Origin of the sequence: Campylobacter sp. 7477a (genome assembly GCF_014892335.1) — a bacterium.
Taxonomy (GTDB): Bacteria; Campylobacterota; Campylobacteria; order Campylobacterales; family Campylobacteraceae; genus Campylobacter_A; species Campylobacter_A californiensis.
In genome coordinates this window covers 15,695-37,362 of sequence record NZ_JADBJH010000011.1, presented here as the reverse complement: position 1 = coordinate 37,362, position 21,668 = coordinate 15,695, and the positions used below count along the sequence as shown (strand labels likewise).

Below are 21,668 nucleotides of genomic sequence, written 5' to 3'. Positions count from 1 at the left end.
ATAAACATTTAACCAAAACTAGCCTATAATTTACGCAAAATATTTAATTTTCTGCAATAAATTTAAAATAAAGAGCTTAAAAATAATGTTTGATAATATTTTTAGAGAATACGACATTCGCGGTATTTTTGATCAAGACCTCAATGAAACTAGTGTAAAAGCTATCGGATATGCCTTGGGTTTAAAAATGAAAGAGTTTGGTGTAAAAACACTAAGTGTTGGCTATGATGCAAGGCTAAGTGCGAGCAAGTTATTTAAATTTTTACTTAGTGGTTTAAATAAGGCTGGCGGTATTAAAATTTATGACATAGGCTTGCTTCCTACGCCAGTGGGATACTTTAGTGTGTATGCTGACTATTTTGACGCAAATGTTATGATAACTGGCTCACATAATCCAAAAGAGTATAATGGGTTTAAAATAACTATAAAAAAAGATAGCTTTTTTGGTGATGATCTGCAAAAATTAAAACTTGAAGTAAATAAAATAATAGATCAAAACACGCGCATAGATGACGATGTAGCTTGCGAGAAATTTGACATTCTAACACCATATAAAGAGTTTTTTGTTAAAGAATTTGCGGGGTTAAAGAGCTTTAAAGAGCCTTTTGCGATCGACTGTGCGAATGGTGCGATAGGCGTGAGTGTCGTACCTATCATAAATGAACTTGGCTTAAATGCTAAAATTTTATACCCTGAGCCTGACGGAAATTTCCCAAACCATCACCCGGATCCAAGTGAAAAGGAAAATTTAGAGGATATTTTTAGATTTATTGACGGTGGTGATGTAAAGCTTGGCTTTGGCTTTGACGGCGATGGCGATCGTATAGCGGTGATCACTCCAAAGCGTGATATAAAGGGTGATGAGCTAGCTTATCTTTATGCATTAAATATGCAAAATCCACGCGTTCTAGGTGAGGTAAAATGCTCGCAAAATATGTATGACGAGATCGCTAAGATCGGCGAAGTTTTCATGGGCAAAACCGGACATAGTAATATAAAAAAGATGATGAAAGAGCTAAGTGTGGATCTTGCTGCCGAAGTTAGCGGACATATCTTTTTTAAAGAGCGATATTTTGGTTTTGATGACGCACTTTATGCGATGATGAGAGTTTTGGAGCTTGTTAATAAAGGCTTTGACCTTGATGGTGAACTTGACAAGATGCCACCTGTTTTTAGTACCGATGAGATAAAGATAAAAGTAAGCGAAGAGGATAAATTTAAAATAGTCGAAGAGCTTAAAAGACGTATAAAACATAATGAATGTGACTTACCTAAAATTTTAAATCTTATCGAGATAGACGGCGTTAGAATCCAATTTGAAGAGGGCTGGGCGCTAGTACGCGCTTCAAATACTACTCCTGTTATTGTAACAAGATTTGAAGCTAAAAATGAGATATTTTTGAATGAAATTCAAGAGAAAATTGAAATATTAATAAGAAAAATCAAATGATAAATATAATACTTTGTGGTGGTAGTGGCACTCGTCTATGGCCTATAAGCCGTACACTTATGCCTAAGCAGTTTATTAAATTGTTTAATGGTAAATCTTTGTTTCAATCAACGCTAGAGAGAAATTCATCTTTGTGCGATAAGAGTCTTATTGTTTCAAGTTGTGAACAATATTTTTTGGCACTCGATCAAAGCGAAGAGATGGGTATAATAAAAAATGATTATTTGCTAGAACCATTCGGTAAAAACACTGCGCCAGCAATAGCATTTGCTTGTTTTGCTATTGACAAAGAAGAGACAGTACTTGTTACTCCTTCTGATCATCTGATAAAGAATCAAAAAGAGTATGAAAGAGCTGTTTTAAAGGCAAAAGAATTTGCAGAGAATAATACTCTTGTAACGTTTGGTATAAAGCCTGAGTTTGCACAAACTGGTTTTGGATATATAGAGCTTAAGAACACATTGGGTGACGTAAAAGCGTTTCATGAAAAGCCGGACTTTAAAACTGCTAGTAAATATGTTGAAGCCGGCAATTACTATTGGAATAGCGGTATGTTTATGTTTAAGGCTGGAGTGTTTTTAGATGAGCTAAGAAAATACTCTCCTAAAATTTATGAATCATCGCTAATCGCTTTTAAAAATGCCTCTAAAACAGACGTTATACGTATCAAGCATGATGATATGATGAAAATCCCAGAAAACTCAATAGACTATGCTGTAATGGAAAAATCTAATAAAGTAAAAATGATAGTTAGTGGTATTGAATGGAGTGATGTTGGCAGTTTTGATTCACTTTATGATGAACTTGATAAAGATAGTGATGGAAATACTAGGTGTGAAAAGCATGTTTCAATTGATTCTAAAAATAATCTAATTTTATGTGAAAGCAGACAAATAGCTACAATTGATGTTGAAGATTTGGCGATTGTGGACACAAAAGATGCATTGCTTGTATCAAAAAAAAGTTCTAGCCAAAAAGTAAAAAAAGTAGTAGAAAATCTAAAAAGCATAAATTCATACCTTATAGATACTCATCTTGTGGGCCATAGGCCTTGGGGTTCTTACACTATACTAGAAGAAACAAATGGATACAAGATAAAACGCATTGAAGTAAAGCCAGGCAAAAGACTGTCTTTGCAAAAGCACTTTCATAGAAATGAGCACTGGATAGTTGTTTCTGGAACAGCTACAGTAACAGTAGGAAATGAAACAAAACTTGTACGACCAAATGAATCAACTTATATAAAAATGGGTGAGATTCATAGATTGTCAAATGAAGGAAAAATTCCTGTAGTTCTCATAGAAGCTCAAGTTGGTGAATATACAGGTGAAGATGATATAATACGCATTGAAGATGATTTTAAAAGAGATTAAAAATTATTAGGAATATTAAATGATAAAACAAAAAGTAGCACTGATTACAGGCATAACTGGACAAGACGGAAGCTATCTGGCTGAGTTTTTGTTAAAAAAAGGGTATGTAGTACATGGTATAAAAAGACGCTCATCGCTTTTTAATACTGATAGAATAGATCACCTTTATCAAGATCCACATGAAAAAAATGTAAATTTACATTTACACTATGGCGACATGACCGATAGTATGAACCTAACTAGAATCATACAAGAAACACAGCCTGATGAGATATATAACTTAGCTGCCATGAGTCATGTTCACGTGTCATTCGAGACACCAGAGTACGTAGCAAATGCAGATGGTACTGGAACTTTAAGAATTCTTGAAGCAGTAAAACTTTTGGGACTTACTAAAAAGACAAAAATTTATCAAGCTTCAACCTCAGAGCTTTATGGAAAAGTACAAGAGGTGCCACAGAGTGAAAAGACTCCATTTTACCCAAGAAGCCCATATGCAGTAGCCAAGATGTATGCTTACTGGATAACTGTAAACTATAGAGAGGCCTACGGAATGTTTGCTTGTAATGGAATTTTATTTAACCATGAAAGCCCTGTTCGCGGTGAGACATTCGTAACAAGAAAAATAACAAGAGCAGCTTCAAAAATAGCACTTGGGCTTCAAGATAAGCTATATCTTGGAAATTTAGATGCAAAACGTGACTGGGGACACGCAAAAGATTATGTAAAGATGATGTGGATGATTTTGCAAGCAGACGAGCCGGAAGACTGGGTAATAGCCACAGGACAAACGACGACGGTAAGAGACTTTGTAAGATTTGCTTTTGCATATGCTGGGATAAATTTAAAATTTGAAGGAAACGGCGTAGATGAAGTGGGTTTGATTGAATCTTTAAATTTAGAAAAAGCTAAAGAGCTAGGCATAGATATATCTCATCTAAAGATGGGGCAAATAGTCGTTTGCGTAGATCCTAGATATTTTAGACCAACAGAGGTTGATTTATTGCTAGGCGATCCTACTAAGGCCGAGCAAAAACTAGGCTGGAAACGAGAGTTTAATTTACAAAATTTAGTAGATGATATGATGAAATCGGATTTAAAGCTTATGACAAAAGATGTCTATCTTAAAAATGGTGGATATAAAATTATGAGCTATTACGAGTAGAGTTTTGTATGCAAAAAATACTAATAACTGGTTCTAACGGAATGGTTGGAAGAAATATAGTTGAGTTTGAGAAGTCAAAAAAACATGTTCTTCTAACCCCATCGAGTAAAGATTTAAATCTTTTGGATAGAAAATTAGTTGATAATTATATTAAAGAAACTAAGCCTGATATTGTAATCCATTGTGCAGGAAGAGTTGGCGGCATTCAAGCCAATTTGGCTAATCCTGTTGCCTTTTTGGCTGAAAATACTCAGATTGGATTAAATATCATTATGGGTTCGTATGAAAATGGGGTTAAAAAATTTATAAATATGAGTAGCTCTTGCATGTATCCAAAAAATGCTATTAATCCTTTAAAAGAAGAGTTGATACTCAAAGGCGAACTTGAACCGACAAATGAAGGGTACGCAATAGCAAAAATAACATCAACAAGACTTTGTGAATATATTAATAGAGAAAATAAAGAGTTTCAATACAAAACAATTATCCCATGTAATTTATACGGAAGATATGATAAGTTTAATCCAAAAGATTCGCATATGCTTCCAGCTGTTATTAAAAAAATCTATGAAGCGAAAGTAAATAATCAGAATACTGTTGAGATTTGGGGCGATGGAAAAGCAAGAAGAGAGTTTATGTATGTTGAAGATTTGGCAGACTTTACATATTTTGCACTAGAAAACTATGAAAAAATGCCACAAAATATAAATGTTGGTTTGGGTCACGATTATACTATAAACGAGTATTATAAAGCTATAGCAGAAGTTATTGGATACAAAGGTAATTTTACTCATGACCTATCAAAACCAGTAGGAATGAAGCAAAAGCTTATAGACGATGCTGAACTTAAAAATTTTGGTTGGAGATATAAAACATCTTTAAAAGATGGAATTCAAAAAACTTATGAATATTATCTAAAAGGTTTGTAAATTAATGGGAACGATAAGATTTTTACTTGCAATCAGTGTTGTTATAGCACATTCTGCTCCGATCTTTGAACAAAGATTATGGGGGGGGGGTAATAGCTGTTGAGATTTTTTTATTATTTCTGGATTCTATATGGCGCTAATCTTAAATGAAAAATATAATACCAATGATAAAATAATAGTGTTTTATAAAAATAGGCTTTTAAAATTATTTCCGATTTATTGGACTATTTTAATTATTACGCTATTGATATTTTTGTATTTGTATTTAAATAAAGGTGGAGCATTAAGGCATATTATAGACAATATTGACAAATCAGGTTTTTTTAGCTTATATATTCTTTTATCAAATGTATTTTTGATTGGCGAAGATCTATTGATGTTTTTAGGATTTGATGGAGATAGTATAGTTTTCACAAAGTCTTTTTTAGATACTAATATGCCATTTCATAAATTTATTATAATTCCGCAATCTTGGACTCTAAGCCTAGAAATAATGTTTTATTTAATGGCTCCATTTGTTGCCAGAAGAAGTATAAAATTTTTAATATGTTTATTTTCTATTAGTATGATTATAAAAATTAAATTATGGAGTGCTGGTTTAAGCAATGATCCTTGGAGTTACAGGTTTATATTAAGCGAACTTTCATTCTTTTTTATTGGAATGATAATGTATAAAGTTTATAAATTTGGTTTGTACTCAAAGTTTATAAACAATAAAATTTTATTTTTTATTGGATTATTGTTATTTTTTACAAGTGGATTTTTTTATTTTAACCTAAAAGATATTTTGATGTTTAATGGTATAGATTTACTTAAATATATTATATATTTTTTGTTTATTATATTCCTACCATTATTTTTTGTTCAAACAAAGGACATCAAAAAAGATAGATATATCGGCGAACTATCATACCCAATCTACATAATTCATGCACTTGTAATAATGGTTGTACATAAAATAGCAAATGGTACAATTTTAAGCTTGTTTGCTATACTTGGAAGCATTTTGTTGTCTATAATTTTAAATAAAACTATTCAGGAAAAAGTTGAGAAAATAAGGATTAAAAACATTAGCAATAAAGGCTAAACAAAGTTAAGCTATATAAAATTTTAATCATATAGGTGGACACATAAACCATGGATTTAGGTGTTGATTTTATAATAAACTATAAGTTATTATATGCAATAATAATATTGGTTTGTAAAAATAGCATTAACACAAAAAATAAACCTTACTATAAAAGAGGAAAATAATGATAACAAGTTATCCATTAGCAACATCAACATGGGATGAGAAGGAGCTGGAAGCAATTCAGGCTGTAATAAATAGAGATATGTATACTATGGGTGATAGCGTAGTACAATTTGAACATGATTTTTGCAAATTTGTAGGCAGTAAATATGCTGTGATGGTAAGTTCAGGTTCAACTGCAAATTTAATAGCTACTGCGGCACTTTTTTATACAAAAAATCCAAAGCTTAAAAGGGGAGATGAAGTAATAGTTCCTGCCGTTTCTTGGTCAACTACATATTATCCGCTTTATCAATACGGACTAAAATTAAAATTCGTAGATATAGATTTAGAAACATTAAACTATGATTTGCGTGCTTTAAAAGAAGCAATAACAGATAAAACAAAAATGATTATGGTTGTAAATCTTTTGGGTAATCCAAATGATTTTGATGCAATTTTTGAGATGATAAAAAATAAAGATATTATTGTATTAGAAGACAACTGTGAGTCAATGGGAGCAGAATACAAAGGCAAGCAAGCAGGAACATTTGGAATCATGGGAACATTTTCTACGTTTTTTTCTCACCATATGGCCACTATGGAGGGTGGATTTGTTGTGACGGACAATGAAGAACTTTATCATATTTTATTATCTCTTAGGGCTCATGGGTGGACAAGAAATTTGCCTAAAGAAAACAAAGTTTGTATAAAAAGCGATAATTGGTTTGAAGAGTCTTTTAGATTTGTGCTTCCAGGATATAATGTAAGACCTGTAGAAATGAGTGGAGCAATTGGAATAGAACAACTTAAAAAACTTCCAAGTTTTTTAAAAGAAAGAAGAAAAAATGCACAAATCTTTCAAGGATTGTTCTCAAATCATCCTGATTTTATTATTCAAAAAGATGTTTGTAATAGTTCGTGGTTTGGTTTTTCACTTATTATAAAACCTATTTCAAAACTTAAAAGGGTTGATATAGTAAAAAGACTTATGGATGCCAAGATCGACTGTCGCCCAATAGTTACTGGTAATTTTACAAGAAATGATGTAATGAAGTATTTTGATTATGAGATACATGGTGAGCTTAAAAATGCGGACTATTTACATGAAAATGGACTATTTGTTGGAAATCATCAAATTTGTTTAAAAAATGAGATTAAATATCTAGCGGAGGTTTTAAAATGAAGGTTTTACTATTAGCTGGTGGCTTTGGCACAAGACTTGCTGAGGAGACCGACACAAGACCAAAACCTATGGTTGAGATAGGTGGCAGACCTATACTTTGGCATATAATGAAAATTTATAGCAAATATGGTTTTAATGAATTTGTTGTTCTTTTGGGATATAAAGGTTACTATATAAAAGAGTATTTTGCAAATTATTTTTTGCACAGAAGTGATGTAACGATAGATCTAAAAACAAACGATATGACTATCCATAATAACTTCAGCGAAGACTGGAAAATAACGCTCCTTGATACTGGACTAGACACAATGACTGGTGGAAGAGTAAAGAGAGCAAAAGAATATATAGGTAATGAAACTTTTATGCTTACTTATGGGGATGGTGTGAGTGATATTAATATAGATGATTTAGTTAAATTTCATAAATCTCACGGAAAGTTGGCCACTATGACAGCTTACCAGCCGGATGGTAGATTTGGTGCGCTTGATATAAATGATGCAAATGTTATAACCTCTTTTATGGAAAAGCCAAAAGGTGATGGAAACTGGATAAATGCGGGATTTTTTGTGTGTGAGCCAAAAGTGCTTGACTATATTACTGGCGGTGATGATACTGTTTTTGAGCAAGAGCCACTTTCAAATTTAGCTAAAGATGGTGAATTGTGTGCTTTTAAGCATAATGGTTTTTGGAAGCCTATGGATGCTTTAAGAGATAAGCAGGTGCTGCAAAAAATGTGGGACAGCGGTAAAGCCCCATGGAAGATTTGGTAATAAGAAATGTTTAATAATATTTACTATGGAAAAACTGTTTTTATAACAGGTCACACTGGGTTTAAAGGCTCTTGGTTATCATACTGGCTTATGAAAATGGGAGCAAATGTTGTAGGGTATTCAAACGAAATTCCCACAAAACCTAGCCATTTTGAACTTTTAAATTTAGATATGAAAAGTTTTTTTGCTGACATAAGAGATATTGATAAGCTAAATGTTGCTATAAAAGAGAGTAAGCCTGACATTGTCTTTCATCTAGCTGCACAGCCTCTTGTTAGGCTGTCATATAAAAATCCTATAGAAACATATGAGACTAACGTTATTGGCACACTTAAGGTATTTGAAGCGTGTAGAACAAATGGTGTAAAAGCGATAGTAAATATAACAAGTGATAAGTGCTATGAAAATAAGGAGTGGGTCTGGGGATACCGTGAAAATGATCCTATGGGTGGATATGATCCATATAGCTCATCAAAAGGATGTGCTGAAATCATCACAAGTTCCTATAGGAACTCTTTTTTTAACCTAGATAAATACAATATATCGCATCAAACGCTTTTAGCAAGTGCTAGGGCTGGAAATGTCATAGGTGGTGGGGACTGGGCTGATGATAGGCTTATTTGTGATGTGGCTAGAGCAGCTTCTAAAAATGAGGCAGTACTAATAAGAAACCAAAAAGCTACTAGACCTTGGCAGCATGTTCTTGAGCCGTTGAGTGGATATTTATTATTAGGTCAAAAACTGCTTGAAGGCAGAAAAGAATTTGCTGATGGATGGAATTTTGGTCCTAGAGAAGAGGGTAATTATAACGTAGGAGAAGTTTTAATAGAGCTTAAAAAGCATTGGGATAAGGTTGAGTTTAAATTTGAAACAAACTCTAAAAATCCGCATGAGGCAAATCTTTTAAAACTTGATTGTTCAAAGGCAAATATTAAACTAGGCTGGAGGCCTACATGGGATAGTAAGATCGCATTTAAAAAAACCATTAGCTGGTATAAGTCTTATTATGAAAACAGTGCAGAGGTGCTAACCAAAAGTGATTTGGAAAGTTATATTAAAGATGCAAGAATAAAAAAAATGGAATGGAATAGTTTATGAAAATAAGAGTGGCCGATTATTTAACGGAAAAGCTAGCTCAAGCTGGTGGCGGTAATATTTTTATGATCACTGGTGGAATGATTATGTTTTTAACTGATGCTGTGGAAAAACTTCATCAAAAAAATAAATTAAACTACTATTGTTTTCATCATGAGCAAGCTGCCAGTATGGCTGCAGAAGCATATGGAAGAACAACTGGAAAAATTGGGGTTGCGTACGTGACAGCCGGACCAGCCGCATTAAATACAATGACAAGCGTAGTGGGATCTTTTGTTGATAGATCGCCAATGATCGTGGTTTCTGGACAGTCAAAAGTAGAACAAGTAAAAATTGTTGAGCCAAGACAATTTGCACTACAAGGGTTTAATACAAAGCCTTTGTTTGAAAAAGTCACAAAGTATGCAGTTATCCTAGACGATATAAAAGAAGTTAAATATAAGGTTGAAAAAGCAATTTATTTAGCTTTACAGCAGCCATTTGGTCCGGTTTGGATTGAGTGTCCAATTGATATTCAGGGTGCATTTTTTGATCCTGATGACTATGATGGGTTTGTTCCGTGTATTGTGAAAAAAAAATACTCAAAGAATGATTTATTTTTAATAGCTAATATGTTAAAAAATGCATCAAGACCAGTAATACTTGCTGGTGCTGGAATTAGACAATCCAATATGGTTAAAGAATTTAATGAATTAATTGATATATTAAAAATACCAGTTACCACTACCAGAATGGCAATGGATATTATAGATGACAATAATCCGTATTTTATTGGAAGACCTGGAACTTATGGTGATAGGGCTGGCAACTACACGGTTCATAACTCGGATGTTTTATTGGTGCTAGGTTGTAGATTAAGTATAGGTGTTATTGGCCATGATTATGTTATGTTTGCAAACGAATCTAAAAAAATTATCATTGACATTGACCCAAGTGAGTTTCAAAAACCATCTATTGGTAAAAGTGATGTATGTATTGAGGCTAACTTAATAGATATTATACCTGAGCTAACAGAATTACTAAAAAAAGGGTATAAAGATCAAATATATTCTAGTAAATGGTTGTTACTCGCAAGACAATGGAAAGAACAATATCCTGTTGATTTGCCAGAGTATAAAGATCAAAAAGAGGTCAATTCTTACCATTTTATGCATGAATTTTCAAAAAATGTCCCAAGTGATACGTTATTTGCTGTTGATACAGGCTCTTGTTTTCATGTTCATGCGCAGGCCTTTAAAGTCAAATACGGACAAAGACATATTATAACTGGAGGATTATCCACAATGGGATATAGCCCATCTTCTATAGGCGTGGCTATATCTTCGGAGAAAAATAGGGATGTTTACTGTATTTCTGGTGATGGTTCCATACAGATGAATCTACAAGAATTTCAAACTATTTCATACTATAAGTTACCAATAAAAACAATTATAATAAATAATGATGGTTATTTGCTTATACGACTTACTCAAAAGAATTTTTGTGAAAATAGACTGATAGGAGAAAGTGATAAGAATGGTGTCAGTTTTCCTAGCATGGAGAAAGTTGCAGAATTATATGGAATTAAATACTTGAGTATTAAAAATAACCAAGAATTAGATGAAAAAATATGTGAACTTATAAGTTACAATGGACCTATGATTTGTGAAGTTTTTACTGGCAGAGAACAGCTATTGATTCCTAGGGTTGCATCCAAAAAAGAAGATGATGGTAAAATTGTATCCATGCCGTACGATGATATGTTTCCGTTCTTATCCAGAGATGAGTATTGTGAAAATAAAAAAAAGGTAGCCAAGTGCAAAAAAAATTAAGAATCGGTATAATAGGTAGTGGAAATATTGGTACTGATTTGCTAATGAAAGTTATAAAATCGGACTTTCTTGAATGTGCCATGTTTATAGGTAGGAATTTAAACTCTAAGGGTATGTCAAGGGCTTTATCTTTAAATATTCCTTTGAGTGATAAAGGCATAGATGCTGTTGTGGAAAACCATGACAAGTTTGATTTGATTTTTGATTCCACTACTGCTTTAAGTCACTTGGAGCATGCTCCTATTTTTGAAAAATATAACATTATAGCCATTGATATGACACCGGCCAAAATTGGTGAATTAATTATTCCATCTGTGAATATTGAAAGTGTTGAATGCAAGAAGAATATAAATATGATTACATGTGGTGGACAGTCTTCTATTCCAATTGCTTATGCTATCAGTCGTATTGTGGATGATATTGAGTATATTGAAATAGTTTCCACAATATCTTCAAAAAGTGCTGGGCCTGGAACTCGTGCAAATATAGATGAATATATTGAAACCACAGAAGGGGCATTATCTTTATTTACTGGATGTAAAAATGTAAAAGCAATAATTAATTTAAATCCAGCTATTCCTAGTATAGATATGCAAACAACAATTTACATCAAATCAAAAAAACCTGATATGGAAAAAATAAAAAAAGCCGTTAATGAAATGGTTGTTAAAATTAAGAATTATGTGCCTGGTTATAGTTTAGTAGTTATGCCAAAGTATGCAAATGGAACAATAATGCTTACAGTAAAGGTTCAAGGCGCTGGTGACTATTTGCCAAAATACGCTGGAAATCTTGACATTATAAATTGTGCTGCCATTGAAGTGGCAGAAAAAATTGCGAAAACAAGATGTTAAAAAAGGCTATCATGAGAAATAAAATAATAATTTACGATGTATCTTTAAGAGATGGCTCTCATGCTATTTCTCACCAGCTTAAAAAAGAACAAATATCCATTTATGCAAAAGGTGCCGAGGAGGCTGGCTTGTATGCTATTGAGGTTGGTCATGGCAATGGCCTCGGTGCTTCTTCTATTTTAGTGGGAGAGAGTAGGCTATCAGATGAAATAATGCTAAAAACAGCCAAAGAGCAACTTCAAAATACTAAATTGGGTGTTCATGTAATCCCTGGTTTTGCCACTATAAATAAAGATTTGAAAAAAGCTATAGAATGTGGTGTTGATATTTTCAGGGTAGCAAGCCATTGTACGGAAGCCGATGTTACTCAAAGGCATATTGCGTTTGCAAGAGAAAATGGCAAAGAGGTTTATGGCTTGTTGATGAATAGCCATATGACAACACCAGAAATACTGCTAGATGAAGCTTTTAAAATGCAAACTTACGGAGCCCAAGCCATCGTTATACTAGATTCTTCTGGGAGTTTTTTACCAAATGACGTTGTGAAGAGAATAACTCTTTTATCAAACAATTTATCAGTTCCTGTGGGATTTCATGGACATAATAATCTTAGTTTAAGTGTTTATAATTCTATAGTGGCATTAGAGTCAGGCGCACAGATTATAGATGCTTCTATAAAAGGGTTTGGGGCGGGTGCTGGAAATACTCCCATGGAAGTTTTGGTTGGAGTTCTTACTAAGTATAATTTTGAAACAGGGATTGACTTATATAAAATTTTAGATTTAGCTGACTTAGCTGAAAGAGAATTAATGGAAAAACCAGTTACTATATCACCACTAAGTATTGTTGGTGGCTTGTCTTCTGTCTTTTCTGCTTTTTCAAGACAAATAAAAAATGTAGCAAACGAATACAATGTGGATCCAAGAGATGTATTTTTTGAATTGGGAAGAGAGAAGGTTGTAGGCGGACAAGAGGATAAGATTGTCGAAGTTGCGATTAGATTAAGTAAAAGATCTGGACAATAATATGTATTTTAATTTAAATCAGTTTGAATTAGATAGACTTTCAGAATTAAAAAATAGTGAAATACTGGCTACTGGTGGAACTGGTTTTTTTGGTAGATGGATTTTGGAATTTGTACTATATTTGAATAATAAATATAATTTTAATATAAAACTATATTTATTGGCTAGAAATGACAATATAGAAATAAACGAAATAGCAAAACAAAGTAGGAATATATTTTTTATTAAAAATGATATAAGAAATATTAAAGAGCTACCTGAAAATATAAATTATGTTATTCATGCTGCATGCACTCCAGATAATATTTGGCACATTAATAATCCTATTGAAACAATGAATATTATTTCAATAGGCACAAAACAGTTACTGGATGGTATTATTAAACTGGAAAATGTTAAGAAAGTAATAAATTTATCATCTGGTCAAATCTATGGAAATAGTGCATATAAAAAAATAAAAGAAAATTCTTTTGGTGCTCTTGACTGTTTTTCTGTTAAATCAATATATTCTGAATCAAAGAGATACAGTGAAGCCTTATGTAAAGCATATGAAACTTTCTATAGGTTACCGATTGTTCAAGTAAGACCTTTTTCCTTTATTGGACCTTTTATGAGTTTGCAAAAACCTTGGGCTATCAATAATTTTATACACGATGCAATAAAATTTAAAAAAATTAAGATAGTTGGCAATGGAAAACCTATTAGAAGCTATATGTACCCTACTGACATGATTGAGTGGTTATTTGGCATTTTGGTGAGCCAAAATCACAATAATACCTATAACCTGGGGAGCGATGAAGGTGTTTCGTTGGAAAATTTAGCCTTGGTAATAAGAGATATTTTAGGAAATAGGATAGATATAGAGATTTTAAATATGAATGATAATGATGATGTGTTTTTGCCAGATATAGAATTCGCAAAAAAAGAACTTGATGTAGATACTAAAGTTAATTTTAAAGAAGCCTTGAAAAAAACAATAAAATGGAATATTGATAAGTGAATATATTTATAACAGGATCAAACGGTTTTATTGGAAGTCATTTAAAAGAGTACTTGAATAAAAATTATACAAAATATAAGCTCTTTACTCCATTAAGCAAAGAGCTTGATTTGTCAAACGAAATATCAGTTGATGATTATATAATGTCAAATAAAATTGACATTATTATTCACTTGGCAAATCGTGGTGGAGATAGGGCTACTGTTGATATAAAAAATATCACAGAGTATAATCTTAGAATTTTTTTTAATATTGCTAAGCATGAAAAAAATGTAAAAAAAATCATATCATTTGGAAGTGGAGCCGAATATGGCAAACATAAACCTATAGTTAATGTTAAAGAAGATGACTATTTGATTTCTCAGCCATTAGATGAGTATGGGTTTTATAAATCAATAACTTCAAAATATATTGAAAAATCAAGCAAGATAGTTCAGTTAAGGATTTTTGGAGCTTACGGAGAGTATGAAAATTATAGATTTAAATTCATATCCAATGCGATTGTGAAAAATCTTTTTAATTTGCCAATAGTTATAAATAAAAACGTATATTTTGATTATATTTATATCGATGATTTAATAAAAATGATTGATTGGTTTGTTTACAATGATTCAAAAGAAAAGATTTATAATACAACTACTGGTAAAAAAATAGATTTAATTACTCTTGCAAATTTAATAAATGAAGTGAGTGATTTTAAATCTGAAATAAAAGTTTTAAACGAAGGCTTAAATAACGAATACACTTCAAACAATGAGCGAATTATGAAAGAATTAAAAGATTTTGAATTTACTCATCATAAAAATGCAATACGAAAAATGAGAGAGTATTTTAAGGAAAATCTTGAAAAGTTAGACAGGGATTGTATTATAAATGATCCATATTTAAAAGAGATTAATAATATTTGGAAAGGAAAATAAATGACAAAACAAGAGCAGTTAAAACAAGAAATTTTAGAAAAAACAAAAGAGTATTATGAGCTAGTGCATAAAGTAGCCTCACGGCAAGAATTTGTAGCTGGAAAAAGTAGAGTAAATTACGCAGGGCGTGTGTTTGATGAAAAAGAGATGGTGAATTTAGTAGATAGCTCACTTGACTTTTGGCTTACATATGGAGAGTACTCTAAGAAGTTTGAAAAAGAGTTTGCAAAGATGCTTGGCGTAAGATGGGCGTTTTTGGTAAATAGCGGAAGTTCGGCAAATTTACTTGCGTTTTTTACGCTTACTTCACCTCTTTTAAAAGAACGTCAGATAAAGCGCGGTGATGAGGTTATAACTGTAGCGGCTGGATTTCCAACTACTGTCACTCCTATAGTGCAGTATGGAGCTGTGCCTGTTTTTGTCGATATGGAGTTAGAGTGTTTTAATATAGATGTAAATGAGCTAGAAAAAGCGCTTAGTCCAAAAACAAAAGCCGTTATGATAGCTCACACTCTTGGCAATCCTTTTAATATAAAAGCCATAAAAGAGTTTTGTGATAAACATAATTTTTGGCTCATAGAGGATAACTGCGATGCGTTAGGCTCACTATATGATGGTAAACCAACAGGCACTTGGGGGGATATAGGCACTAGTAGCTTTTATCCACCGCATCATATGACTATGGGTGAGGGTGGTGCTACTTATACGAACAATCCTTTGCTTAAAAAGATTATGCTTAGCATTAGGGACTGGGGGCGTGACTGTTGGTGCGAAAGTGGCGTGGATAATACCTGTAAAAAACGCTTTTCTCAAAAATTTGGAGAGCTTCCTTTGGGGTATGACCATAAATATGTCTATTCTCATTTTGGTTTTAATCTTAAAGCAACAGATATGCAAGCAGCCGTTGGCTGTGCTCAGATAGAGAAATTTCCAACATTTGTAGCCAAAAGAAAAGAGAATTTTCAAAGATTATATGATGGATTAAAAGATATAAAAGAACTTATCTTGGTAAAACCACAGCCTTTGTCTGAGCCTAGCTGGTTTGGCTTTATGATGACAGTTGAAGATGGCACTAAATTTAGTAGAAATGAGCTTAGTGAGTATTTGGAAAATGCAAATATACAAACAAGAAACCTGTTTGCTGGAAATATGCTAAGACATCCACTATTTTTAGATTTGCAAAATGGCATTGACTTTAGAGTTGTTGGAGAGCTCAAAAACACAGATAAGATAATGAATGATAGTCTTTGGGTTGGTGTGTATCCTGGTATGGGGGATGATACTATTGACTATGTGATAAAAAAAATAAGAGAGTTTTGTGGCAAACAATGAAGATATTATATGTAGACTTGAAATATGATTATGGAATAAAATCAAGAGGAATTAATATCATAGGTCAGGATGGTTTTAAGAAATCACTTGAAGACCTTGGTCATGAAGTGATTGCGTTCTACTATGATGAATACTTGCAAAACACAAAGCCAATGCAGCAAAGATTAAAATTTTTTGCCGATAAAACTAAACCTGATTTGATTTTATTTTCTCTTTTTCAGGATCAATTTGAAATAGAAACACTGGATTATCTTAAGTCAAAATATTTAACCATAAATTGGTCTGGTGATGATCAATGGAGGTTTGATAATTTTACATGTAAATATGCAAATCACTTTACATACTGCATTACTACAGATAAATTTTCTATTTCAAAATATAAAAAAGTAGGTCAAGACAATATTATTTATAGCCAGTGGGCTGCCGTAAATAATCATATTATACTGGAGTTTAAAGAGTATAAGTATGATGTATCTTTTGTTGGCGGTTTTCACCCATATAGGAAGTGGTTTATAGATGCTCTTAAAAAACGAGATATAAAAATAGAAGCATTTGGCAATGGTTGGGAAAATGGTCCTCTAAGTGCTAATGATATGAATGAGTTGTTTATATCATCAAAAATAAATTTAAATATAAGCAATAGTGTAAGCTATGACATTAGATATATGACATATAAACCAAAAAACTTTTTCAATACAATAAAAACTTTTTTAAAAAAAGGCAGTAAAAATATTAGCCAAGTAAAGGCTAGAAATTTTGAAATACCATACTTTAATGGATTCCAATTAACTGATTATGTTCCAACGCTCGAGAACTACTTCGAAATAGGCAAGGAAGTTGTTTGTTATAATAATGTTGATGAGGCTGAGCTATTAATAAAGCATTATCTTAAAAACGAAAATGAAAGAGAAACTATAAAAAAATATGGCCATGAAAAATCCATTAAACACCATGGCTATATTCATAGATTTAAAAGTATACTGGAACAGATAAAATGAAAAAAACCTGCATTGTAGTTAATGAATTATATGGCAATAATAAACTTTTTGATTTGAGTGACGGGGTTATAAATAGGGATAACTGTATGCATCCATTTTGGCTTTTAAAGCAAGAATTTTTTAAAAATGGATACGAGCTATCCACTCAAGATATTAATAACATAGAGGATTCAGAAATTGTTATATATAATGAAATGCCGGAAATAATGCCAAAAGAAGATGATAGTAAAAAATCATATCTTTTGATTTTCGAGAGCGAACTTATTAGGCCTGACAATTGGAATTTAAATAAGCATAAATATTTTGACAAAATATTTACTTGGAAAGATGATATTATTGACAATAAAAAATATTTCAAATTTAATTTTGCCCAGATAATACAAAAAAGTATAAATAAGGATTTGTTTAAAAAAGATAAGCTTTGTACGCTTGTAGCAGGAAACAAAATATCAAATCACCATCTCGAGCTGTATAGCAAAAGAGTTGAAGCTATAAGATGGTTTGAAAAAAATCATCCGAATGATTTTGATTTTTATGGTATTGGCTGGGATGAATTTACTATAAAAAACAGATATATTAATTTTTTGTTTAGGAAGCTAGGATTATCCAGGGCGTTTAAACCAAACTGCATAAGCTATAAAGGCAAAATTGATTCTAAGAAAGAAGTCTTGGAAAAATATAAATTTGCTATTTGCTATGAAAATGCAAGAGATATTCCTGGTTATGTAACAGAAAAAATATTTGATTGCTTTTTTGCTGGTTGTGTGCCTATCTATTGGGGGGCAGATAATATCACAGAACATATTCCAAAAGAATGCTTTGTGGATAAAAGAAATTTTGATAGCTATGAGGATTTATATGAATATATTAAAAATATGAGCGATGAGGTTTATATGCAATATTTAGAAAGCATAGAGTTGTTTTTAAATAGTGAAAAAGCATATAAATTTAGCAGCGAGTTTTTTGTAAAAAATTTAACAGAGAATATTTTATGACAGATAGACCGCTAATTACAATTGGTATACCTGTTTATAATGGTGAATTATATATTGGAATAACATTACAAAGCATTATTGATTCTTTGCAGGGTGTATTCGAGAAAAATAAAATTGAAATTTTGGTTTCTGATAATAAATCAATAGATAAAACTTTAGAAATAGTAAAAAGTTTTTCAAATGATTGCATAATACAGTATCATTGCAATAAAGTAAATATAGGCTATGATGGAAACATTGATGCTATAGTGAAAAGATCAAATGGAAAATATGTATGGTTTTTAGGATGCGGTGAGAGAGTAAAAATGGATTCATTGTCTAGGCTCTTGAAAAAGCTAGACAATGACATTGAATACGAAAATATTTTGTTGGATTTTGATATATATGATGAAAGTAGATGCTCTATAACTAATAAGAGAGTATTTGATTTTGATAATGATGTTTTATTGGAGGGAAAAAATAATTTTAAATATAACAAATATGGCTCAGCAGTTTCATCAAATATTATCAATAGGGAAAAGTGGCTACAAGTTATCGATAAGGATCTTGTTGTGAATGGCTGGTGTCATATTGAAAGAATATTAAATATAATCGCTTTAAATAATAACAGCAAAACACTACTTCTTGCCTATCCATACTTTACATTATATAGAGAAAAAGATGGCTGGTGGACTAAAACTAATAGCTATTTGCTTTTGCTTTTGCTTTTGCATATAAATGTTATCAGATCTATGCTTAAAATGGGATATGATAAAGAAGTAGTAAATAGACTAGAATATTCTCAATCAAGATTGGCATTAATAGGTGCAGTTGTTCAATCAAAAAGTTACGGGCTAAAGATTGGCAAAAAGCTATTTAGTGATTTGTTTAAAATATTTAAATATGATTATTTTTTCTGGTTATTTGTTATACCTTTGCTATTACTGCCAAATAGACTAATTATTATACCTAGGATGATTTGGAAATTTTTAAAATTGATGCGAAAAGTTTTAAATAATGTCTAAAAAACTTTTTTTTAAAGGAGTATCCTATAGCTATATAAGACAAATAACCACGATTGTTACAGGCATCATATCACTTCCGTTATTATTGAACTATTTCGGAACAACAAATTATGGAATATGGGTATTAATATTAGGCCTCACGGGATATATTCATACTATTTCTTTTGGAATACCAGCTGCGATGACAACCTTGGTCGCTAAAACTTCAAATAAAAATGAAAAATATCAGATATTAAAGAAGTCTTTTTTTCTATTGGGTGCTATATCTTTTTTCTTTTTGATACTTTTTATTTTTATTTTGTATTTTGATGATGTATGGATAATAGTCATACTTGGCAATATAGATGAAAAATTTATACAGATAACTAAAAGTATGTTTATTATATTTATTATTTTTACCCTGATAAAATTACCTTTGGGCCTATATATGCAATTCTTTACTGGTATAAATATGGTTTATATCACTGAGGTTTATAGTATAATTACAGCAATCGCTGGTTTTATTATCACCTTGGTTGTGGTTTATTTGGATTTAGGAATTTTATTTTTTGTGTTATTGTGGTTATCTGGGCAGCTTATTGTGAATATTATTTCGGTTTTTCATGTAGTTTTTGGATATGGCTATTTTAATAAGGAAGAAAAAGGCTCACATGAAATAACTTACAGTGATATTTTAAAGAGCGGATTTGCATTTTTTCAGGTCGGGATTGCTGCAAGTTTAGTGTGGAGTGCTGATAATTTAATTATTAGTCATTTTTTGTCTCCAGATTTTGTAACACCGTATTCTATAGCATTTAAAATATTTACATACGTATTCATATTTTCAGCTATTATAAATGGCGTTATAGGACCTATGTATGGTAATGCCTATGCAAATAACGATTGGAATGCCATAAGAAAATTTACATTTACTATACATAAAATTCTTCCCATACTTGGTGCATATACTTGTGTATTTTTAATATTTTTTACTAAAGAAATAGTTATATTATGGACAGGCAAAAATGAAGCCTTCGGAGGATATTTACTGGTTGTTTCTTTGGGGTTATATGGATTTTTTTTATCTTATGTTAATACGTATGCTACCTTATTATATAGTTTGAATCTTGCCAATAAAATACTTTATATAGCATGGGGAGAAGCCATAGTTAATTTATTGTTGTCTATCGTGCTTATACAATTGTTGGGTATCGGGGGTGTGGCTTTGGGTACAGCTATGTCGGCATTATTTGTATTATTATTGTTACCAAAAGCTATAAAAAAGGCAACAAAAGGTGAAATAGTATACGACTTGAAATATGGCAAGAAGCATTTTTTATTAATTGTTTTTCCTTTAATTTTATTGTCTTTTATTTGTGTAGACCTGGATATTATTAATAAAATGATTATATTTATAATGGTTTCTATTTTTTATTTATTATTTAGTTGGAGATTGTTAGAATCAAATGACATAAATTTTTTATTAAAGGCAATCTCAAGGAAAAACAATTGAGCAATCAACCGCTAGTGTGTATATGTATACCAAATTACAACAACGAAAAAACCATAAGAGAAACTCTTGATAGCCTAGTAAAACAAACATATAAAAATATTATTATAAAGATATTTGATAATGCATCCACTGACAATAGCATGCCAATACTGAAAGAATATAAAAATAAATACCAAAATATTCAAGTTTTTCAAAATAAAATTAATATTGGTGGTGAGGGAAATTTTAACAAGTGTATTCAAAATCTCGAGGGTGAATTTGGCGCCCTGTATCATTCTGATGATATTTATGAACCAACAATAGTGGAAGAACAAGTTGGTTTTTTATTAAAACGCCAAGAATGTGTAGCTGTATCTACTGATATGAATTTAATAGATGAAAATTGTAATAAGTTGCAACAAAATGTTATAAAAGGACTATTGCTTGAAAATAATAACTATATTATTGTAGATAATCAGATTGAAATGTTAAAAAAAGTTTTGGAAATAGGTAATTTTATAGTTTGTCCAACTGTTATGATGAAAACCGATATTTATAAAAATAAAATAAAAAGTTATGATGTAGAAAATTTTAGAACAGCTGCTGACCTTGATCTTTGGTTTAGGACTTGCGAGTATGGTAAATTTGGTACAATTTTAAAACCTCTTATAAATTATAGACAGTCATCCAGCAGCTATACTTTTCGTACAAAATTAAGTACAAACAAAAGCGATGGAGTCTATGTTGTGGATTATTATTATGATAAATTTAAAAATAAGCTGTCAAAATCACACAAAAGAAAATATAAATTTTTTTGCTTTAAAGATGAAGTAAGCAAAACAGTAAATCAAATATTGACCAATAAAAGAGAATTTGATTTTAAACTAAGTGTATTTGATTATGATATATTCATAGAATCAATAAAGTCAACAAAAAATTTTAAATTTATTGTAGTCGGTATTGTAGTGAAATTATTGAGATATTTTGTATTACCTGGTTTTTTAAGGGAAAAGTTGATAAACATGCGGTTTAGAAGAGTGTGAGTAAAAATGAAATATA

Annotated in this window: 19 protein-coding genes; all 19 read left to right on the top strand. The window is 31.3% G+C overall.

The window, feature by feature from the left end:
* Positions 1–85 precede the first annotated feature (85 nt).
* The 19 genes from CCAL5182_RS06625 to CCAL5182_RS06535 all read left to right on the top strand — a co-directional run bounded on the left by CCAL5182_RS06625 (position 86) and on the right by CCAL5182_RS06535 (position 21,652).
* The gene (locus CCAL5182_RS06625; protein WP_336610573.1) at positions 86–1,450 is read left to right on the top strand and encodes a phosphomannomutase/phosphoglucomutase; all 1,365 of its coding nucleotides are present in this window, start codon (positions 86–88) and stop codon (positions 1,448–1,450) included.
* Positions 1,447–2,823 (top strand): mannose-1-phosphate guanylyltransferase/mannose-6-phosphate isomerase, encoded by a 1,377-nt coding sequence (locus tag CCAL5182_RS06620; protein ID WP_336610572.1) that lies wholly within the window; start codon positions 1,447–1,449, stop codon positions 2,821–2,823. The genes CCAL5182_RS06625 and CCAL5182_RS06620 overlap by 4 nt, the downstream gene beginning before the upstream one ends.
* A gap of 19 nt (positions 2,824–2,842) precedes the next feature.
* Positions 2,843–3,988: a GDP-mannose 4,6-dehydratase gene (gene gmd, locus CCAL5182_RS06615; protein ID WP_336610571.1), complete on the top strand. Its 1,146-nt coding sequence runs from the start codon at positions 2,843–2,845 to the stop codon at positions 3,986–3,988.
* Between the two features lie 8 nt (positions 3,989–3,996).
* Entirely contained in the window at positions 3,997–4,917 is a 921-nt protein-coding gene (locus tag CCAL5182_RS06610) for a GDP-L-fucose synthase family protein (RefSeq protein WP_336610570.1), read from the top strand.
* A gap of 112 nt (positions 4,918–5,029) precedes the next feature.
* A complete protein-coding gene (locus tag CCAL5182_RS06605) occupies positions 5,030–6,004 on the top strand; it encodes an acyltransferase family protein (RefSeq protein ID WP_336610588.1) in 975 nt (324 codons plus the stop codon).
* Positions 6,005–6,170: 166 nt separating this feature from the next.
* A complete protein-coding gene (locus CCAL5182_RS06600) occupies positions 6,171–7,334 on the top strand; it encodes a DegT/DnrJ/EryC1/StrS family aminotransferase (protein ID WP_336610569.1) in 1,164 nt (387 codons plus the stop codon).
* On the top strand, positions 7,331–8,104 hold the full coding sequence (rfbF, locus tag CCAL5182_RS06595) for a glucose-1-phosphate cytidylyltransferase (RefSeq protein WP_336610568.1): 774 nt from the start codon (positions 7,331–7,333) through the stop codon (positions 8,102–8,104). The genes CCAL5182_RS06600 and rfbF overlap by 4 nt, the downstream gene beginning before the upstream one ends.
* A 6-nt stretch (positions 8,105–8,110) precedes the next feature.
* Entirely contained in the window at positions 8,111–9,202 is a 1,092-nt protein-coding gene (rfbG, locus tag CCAL5182_RS06590) for a CDP-glucose 4,6-dehydratase (protein ID WP_336610567.1), read from the top strand.
* Positions 9,199–11,010 carry a thiamine pyrophosphate-binding protein gene (locus tag CCAL5182_RS06585; protein WP_336610566.1) on the top strand — a complete coding sequence of 604 codons (1,812 nt, stop codon included), beginning with the start codon at positions 9,199–9,201 and terminating at the stop codon, positions 11,008–11,010. Before rfbG ends, CCAL5182_RS06585 begins: the two co-directional genes overlap by 4 nt.
* Positions 10,995–11,864, top strand: a complete 870-nt coding sequence (locus CCAL5182_RS06580; RefSeq protein ID WP_336610565.1) for an acetaldehyde dehydrogenase (acetylating) — start codon at positions 10,995–10,997, stop codon at positions 11,862–11,864. The genes CCAL5182_RS06585 and CCAL5182_RS06580 overlap by 16 nt, the downstream gene beginning before the upstream one ends.
* 11 nt (positions 11,865–11,875) lie before the next feature.
* Positions 11,876–12,889, top strand: a complete 1,014-nt coding sequence (gene dmpG, locus CCAL5182_RS06575) for a 4-hydroxy-2-oxovalerate aldolase (RefSeq protein ID WP_336610564.1) — start codon at positions 11,876–11,878, stop codon at positions 12,887–12,889.
* Between the two features lies 1 nt (position 12,890).
* Positions 12,891–13,889: an NAD-dependent epimerase/dehydratase family protein gene (locus tag CCAL5182_RS06570; RefSeq protein WP_336610563.1), complete on the top strand. Its 999-nt coding sequence runs from the start codon at positions 12,891–12,893 to the stop codon at positions 13,887–13,889.
* Complete coding sequence (locus tag CCAL5182_RS06565) at positions 13,886–14,809, top strand: NAD-dependent epimerase/dehydratase family protein (protein ID WP_336610562.1); 924 nt, start codon at positions 13,886–13,888, stop codon at positions 14,807–14,809. Before CCAL5182_RS06570 ends, CCAL5182_RS06565 begins: the two co-directional genes overlap by 4 nt.
* Positions 14,810–16,141 carry a lipopolysaccharide biosynthesis protein RfbH gene (rfbH, locus tag CCAL5182_RS06560; protein WP_336610561.1) on the top strand — a complete coding sequence of 444 codons (1,332 nt, stop codon included), beginning with the start codon at positions 14,810–14,812 and terminating at the stop codon, positions 16,139–16,141.
* Positions 16,138–17,139 carry a CgeB family protein gene (locus tag CCAL5182_RS06555; RefSeq protein WP_336610560.1) on the top strand — a complete coding sequence of 334 codons (1,002 nt, stop codon included), beginning with the start codon at positions 16,138–16,140 and terminating at the stop codon, positions 17,137–17,139. The genes rfbH and CCAL5182_RS06555 overlap by 4 nt, the downstream gene beginning before the upstream one ends.
* Positions 17,136–18,134 carry a glycosyltransferase family 10 domain-containing protein gene (locus CCAL5182_RS06550; RefSeq protein WP_336610559.1) on the top strand — a complete coding sequence of 333 codons (999 nt, stop codon included), beginning with the start codon at positions 17,136–17,138 and terminating at the stop codon, positions 18,132–18,134. The genes CCAL5182_RS06555 and CCAL5182_RS06550 overlap by 4 nt, the downstream gene beginning before the upstream one ends.
* Positions 18,131–19,138, top strand: a complete 1,008-nt coding sequence (locus CCAL5182_RS06545) for a glycosyltransferase family 2 protein (RefSeq protein WP_336610558.1) — start codon at positions 18,131–18,133, stop codon at positions 19,136–19,138. Before CCAL5182_RS06550 ends, CCAL5182_RS06545 begins: the two co-directional genes overlap by 4 nt.
* On the top strand, positions 19,131–20,630 hold the full coding sequence (locus tag CCAL5182_RS06540) for an oligosaccharide flippase family protein (RefSeq protein ID WP_336610557.1): 1,500 nt from the start codon (positions 19,131–19,133) through the stop codon (positions 20,628–20,630). The genes CCAL5182_RS06545 and CCAL5182_RS06540 overlap by 8 nt, the downstream gene beginning before the upstream one ends.
* Complete coding sequence (locus CCAL5182_RS06535) at positions 20,627–21,652, top strand: glycosyltransferase (RefSeq protein WP_336610556.1); 1,026 nt, start codon at positions 20,627–20,629, stop codon at positions 21,650–21,652. The genes CCAL5182_RS06540 and CCAL5182_RS06535 overlap by 4 nt, the downstream gene beginning before the upstream one ends.
* Positions 21,653–21,668 lie beyond the last annotated feature (16 nt).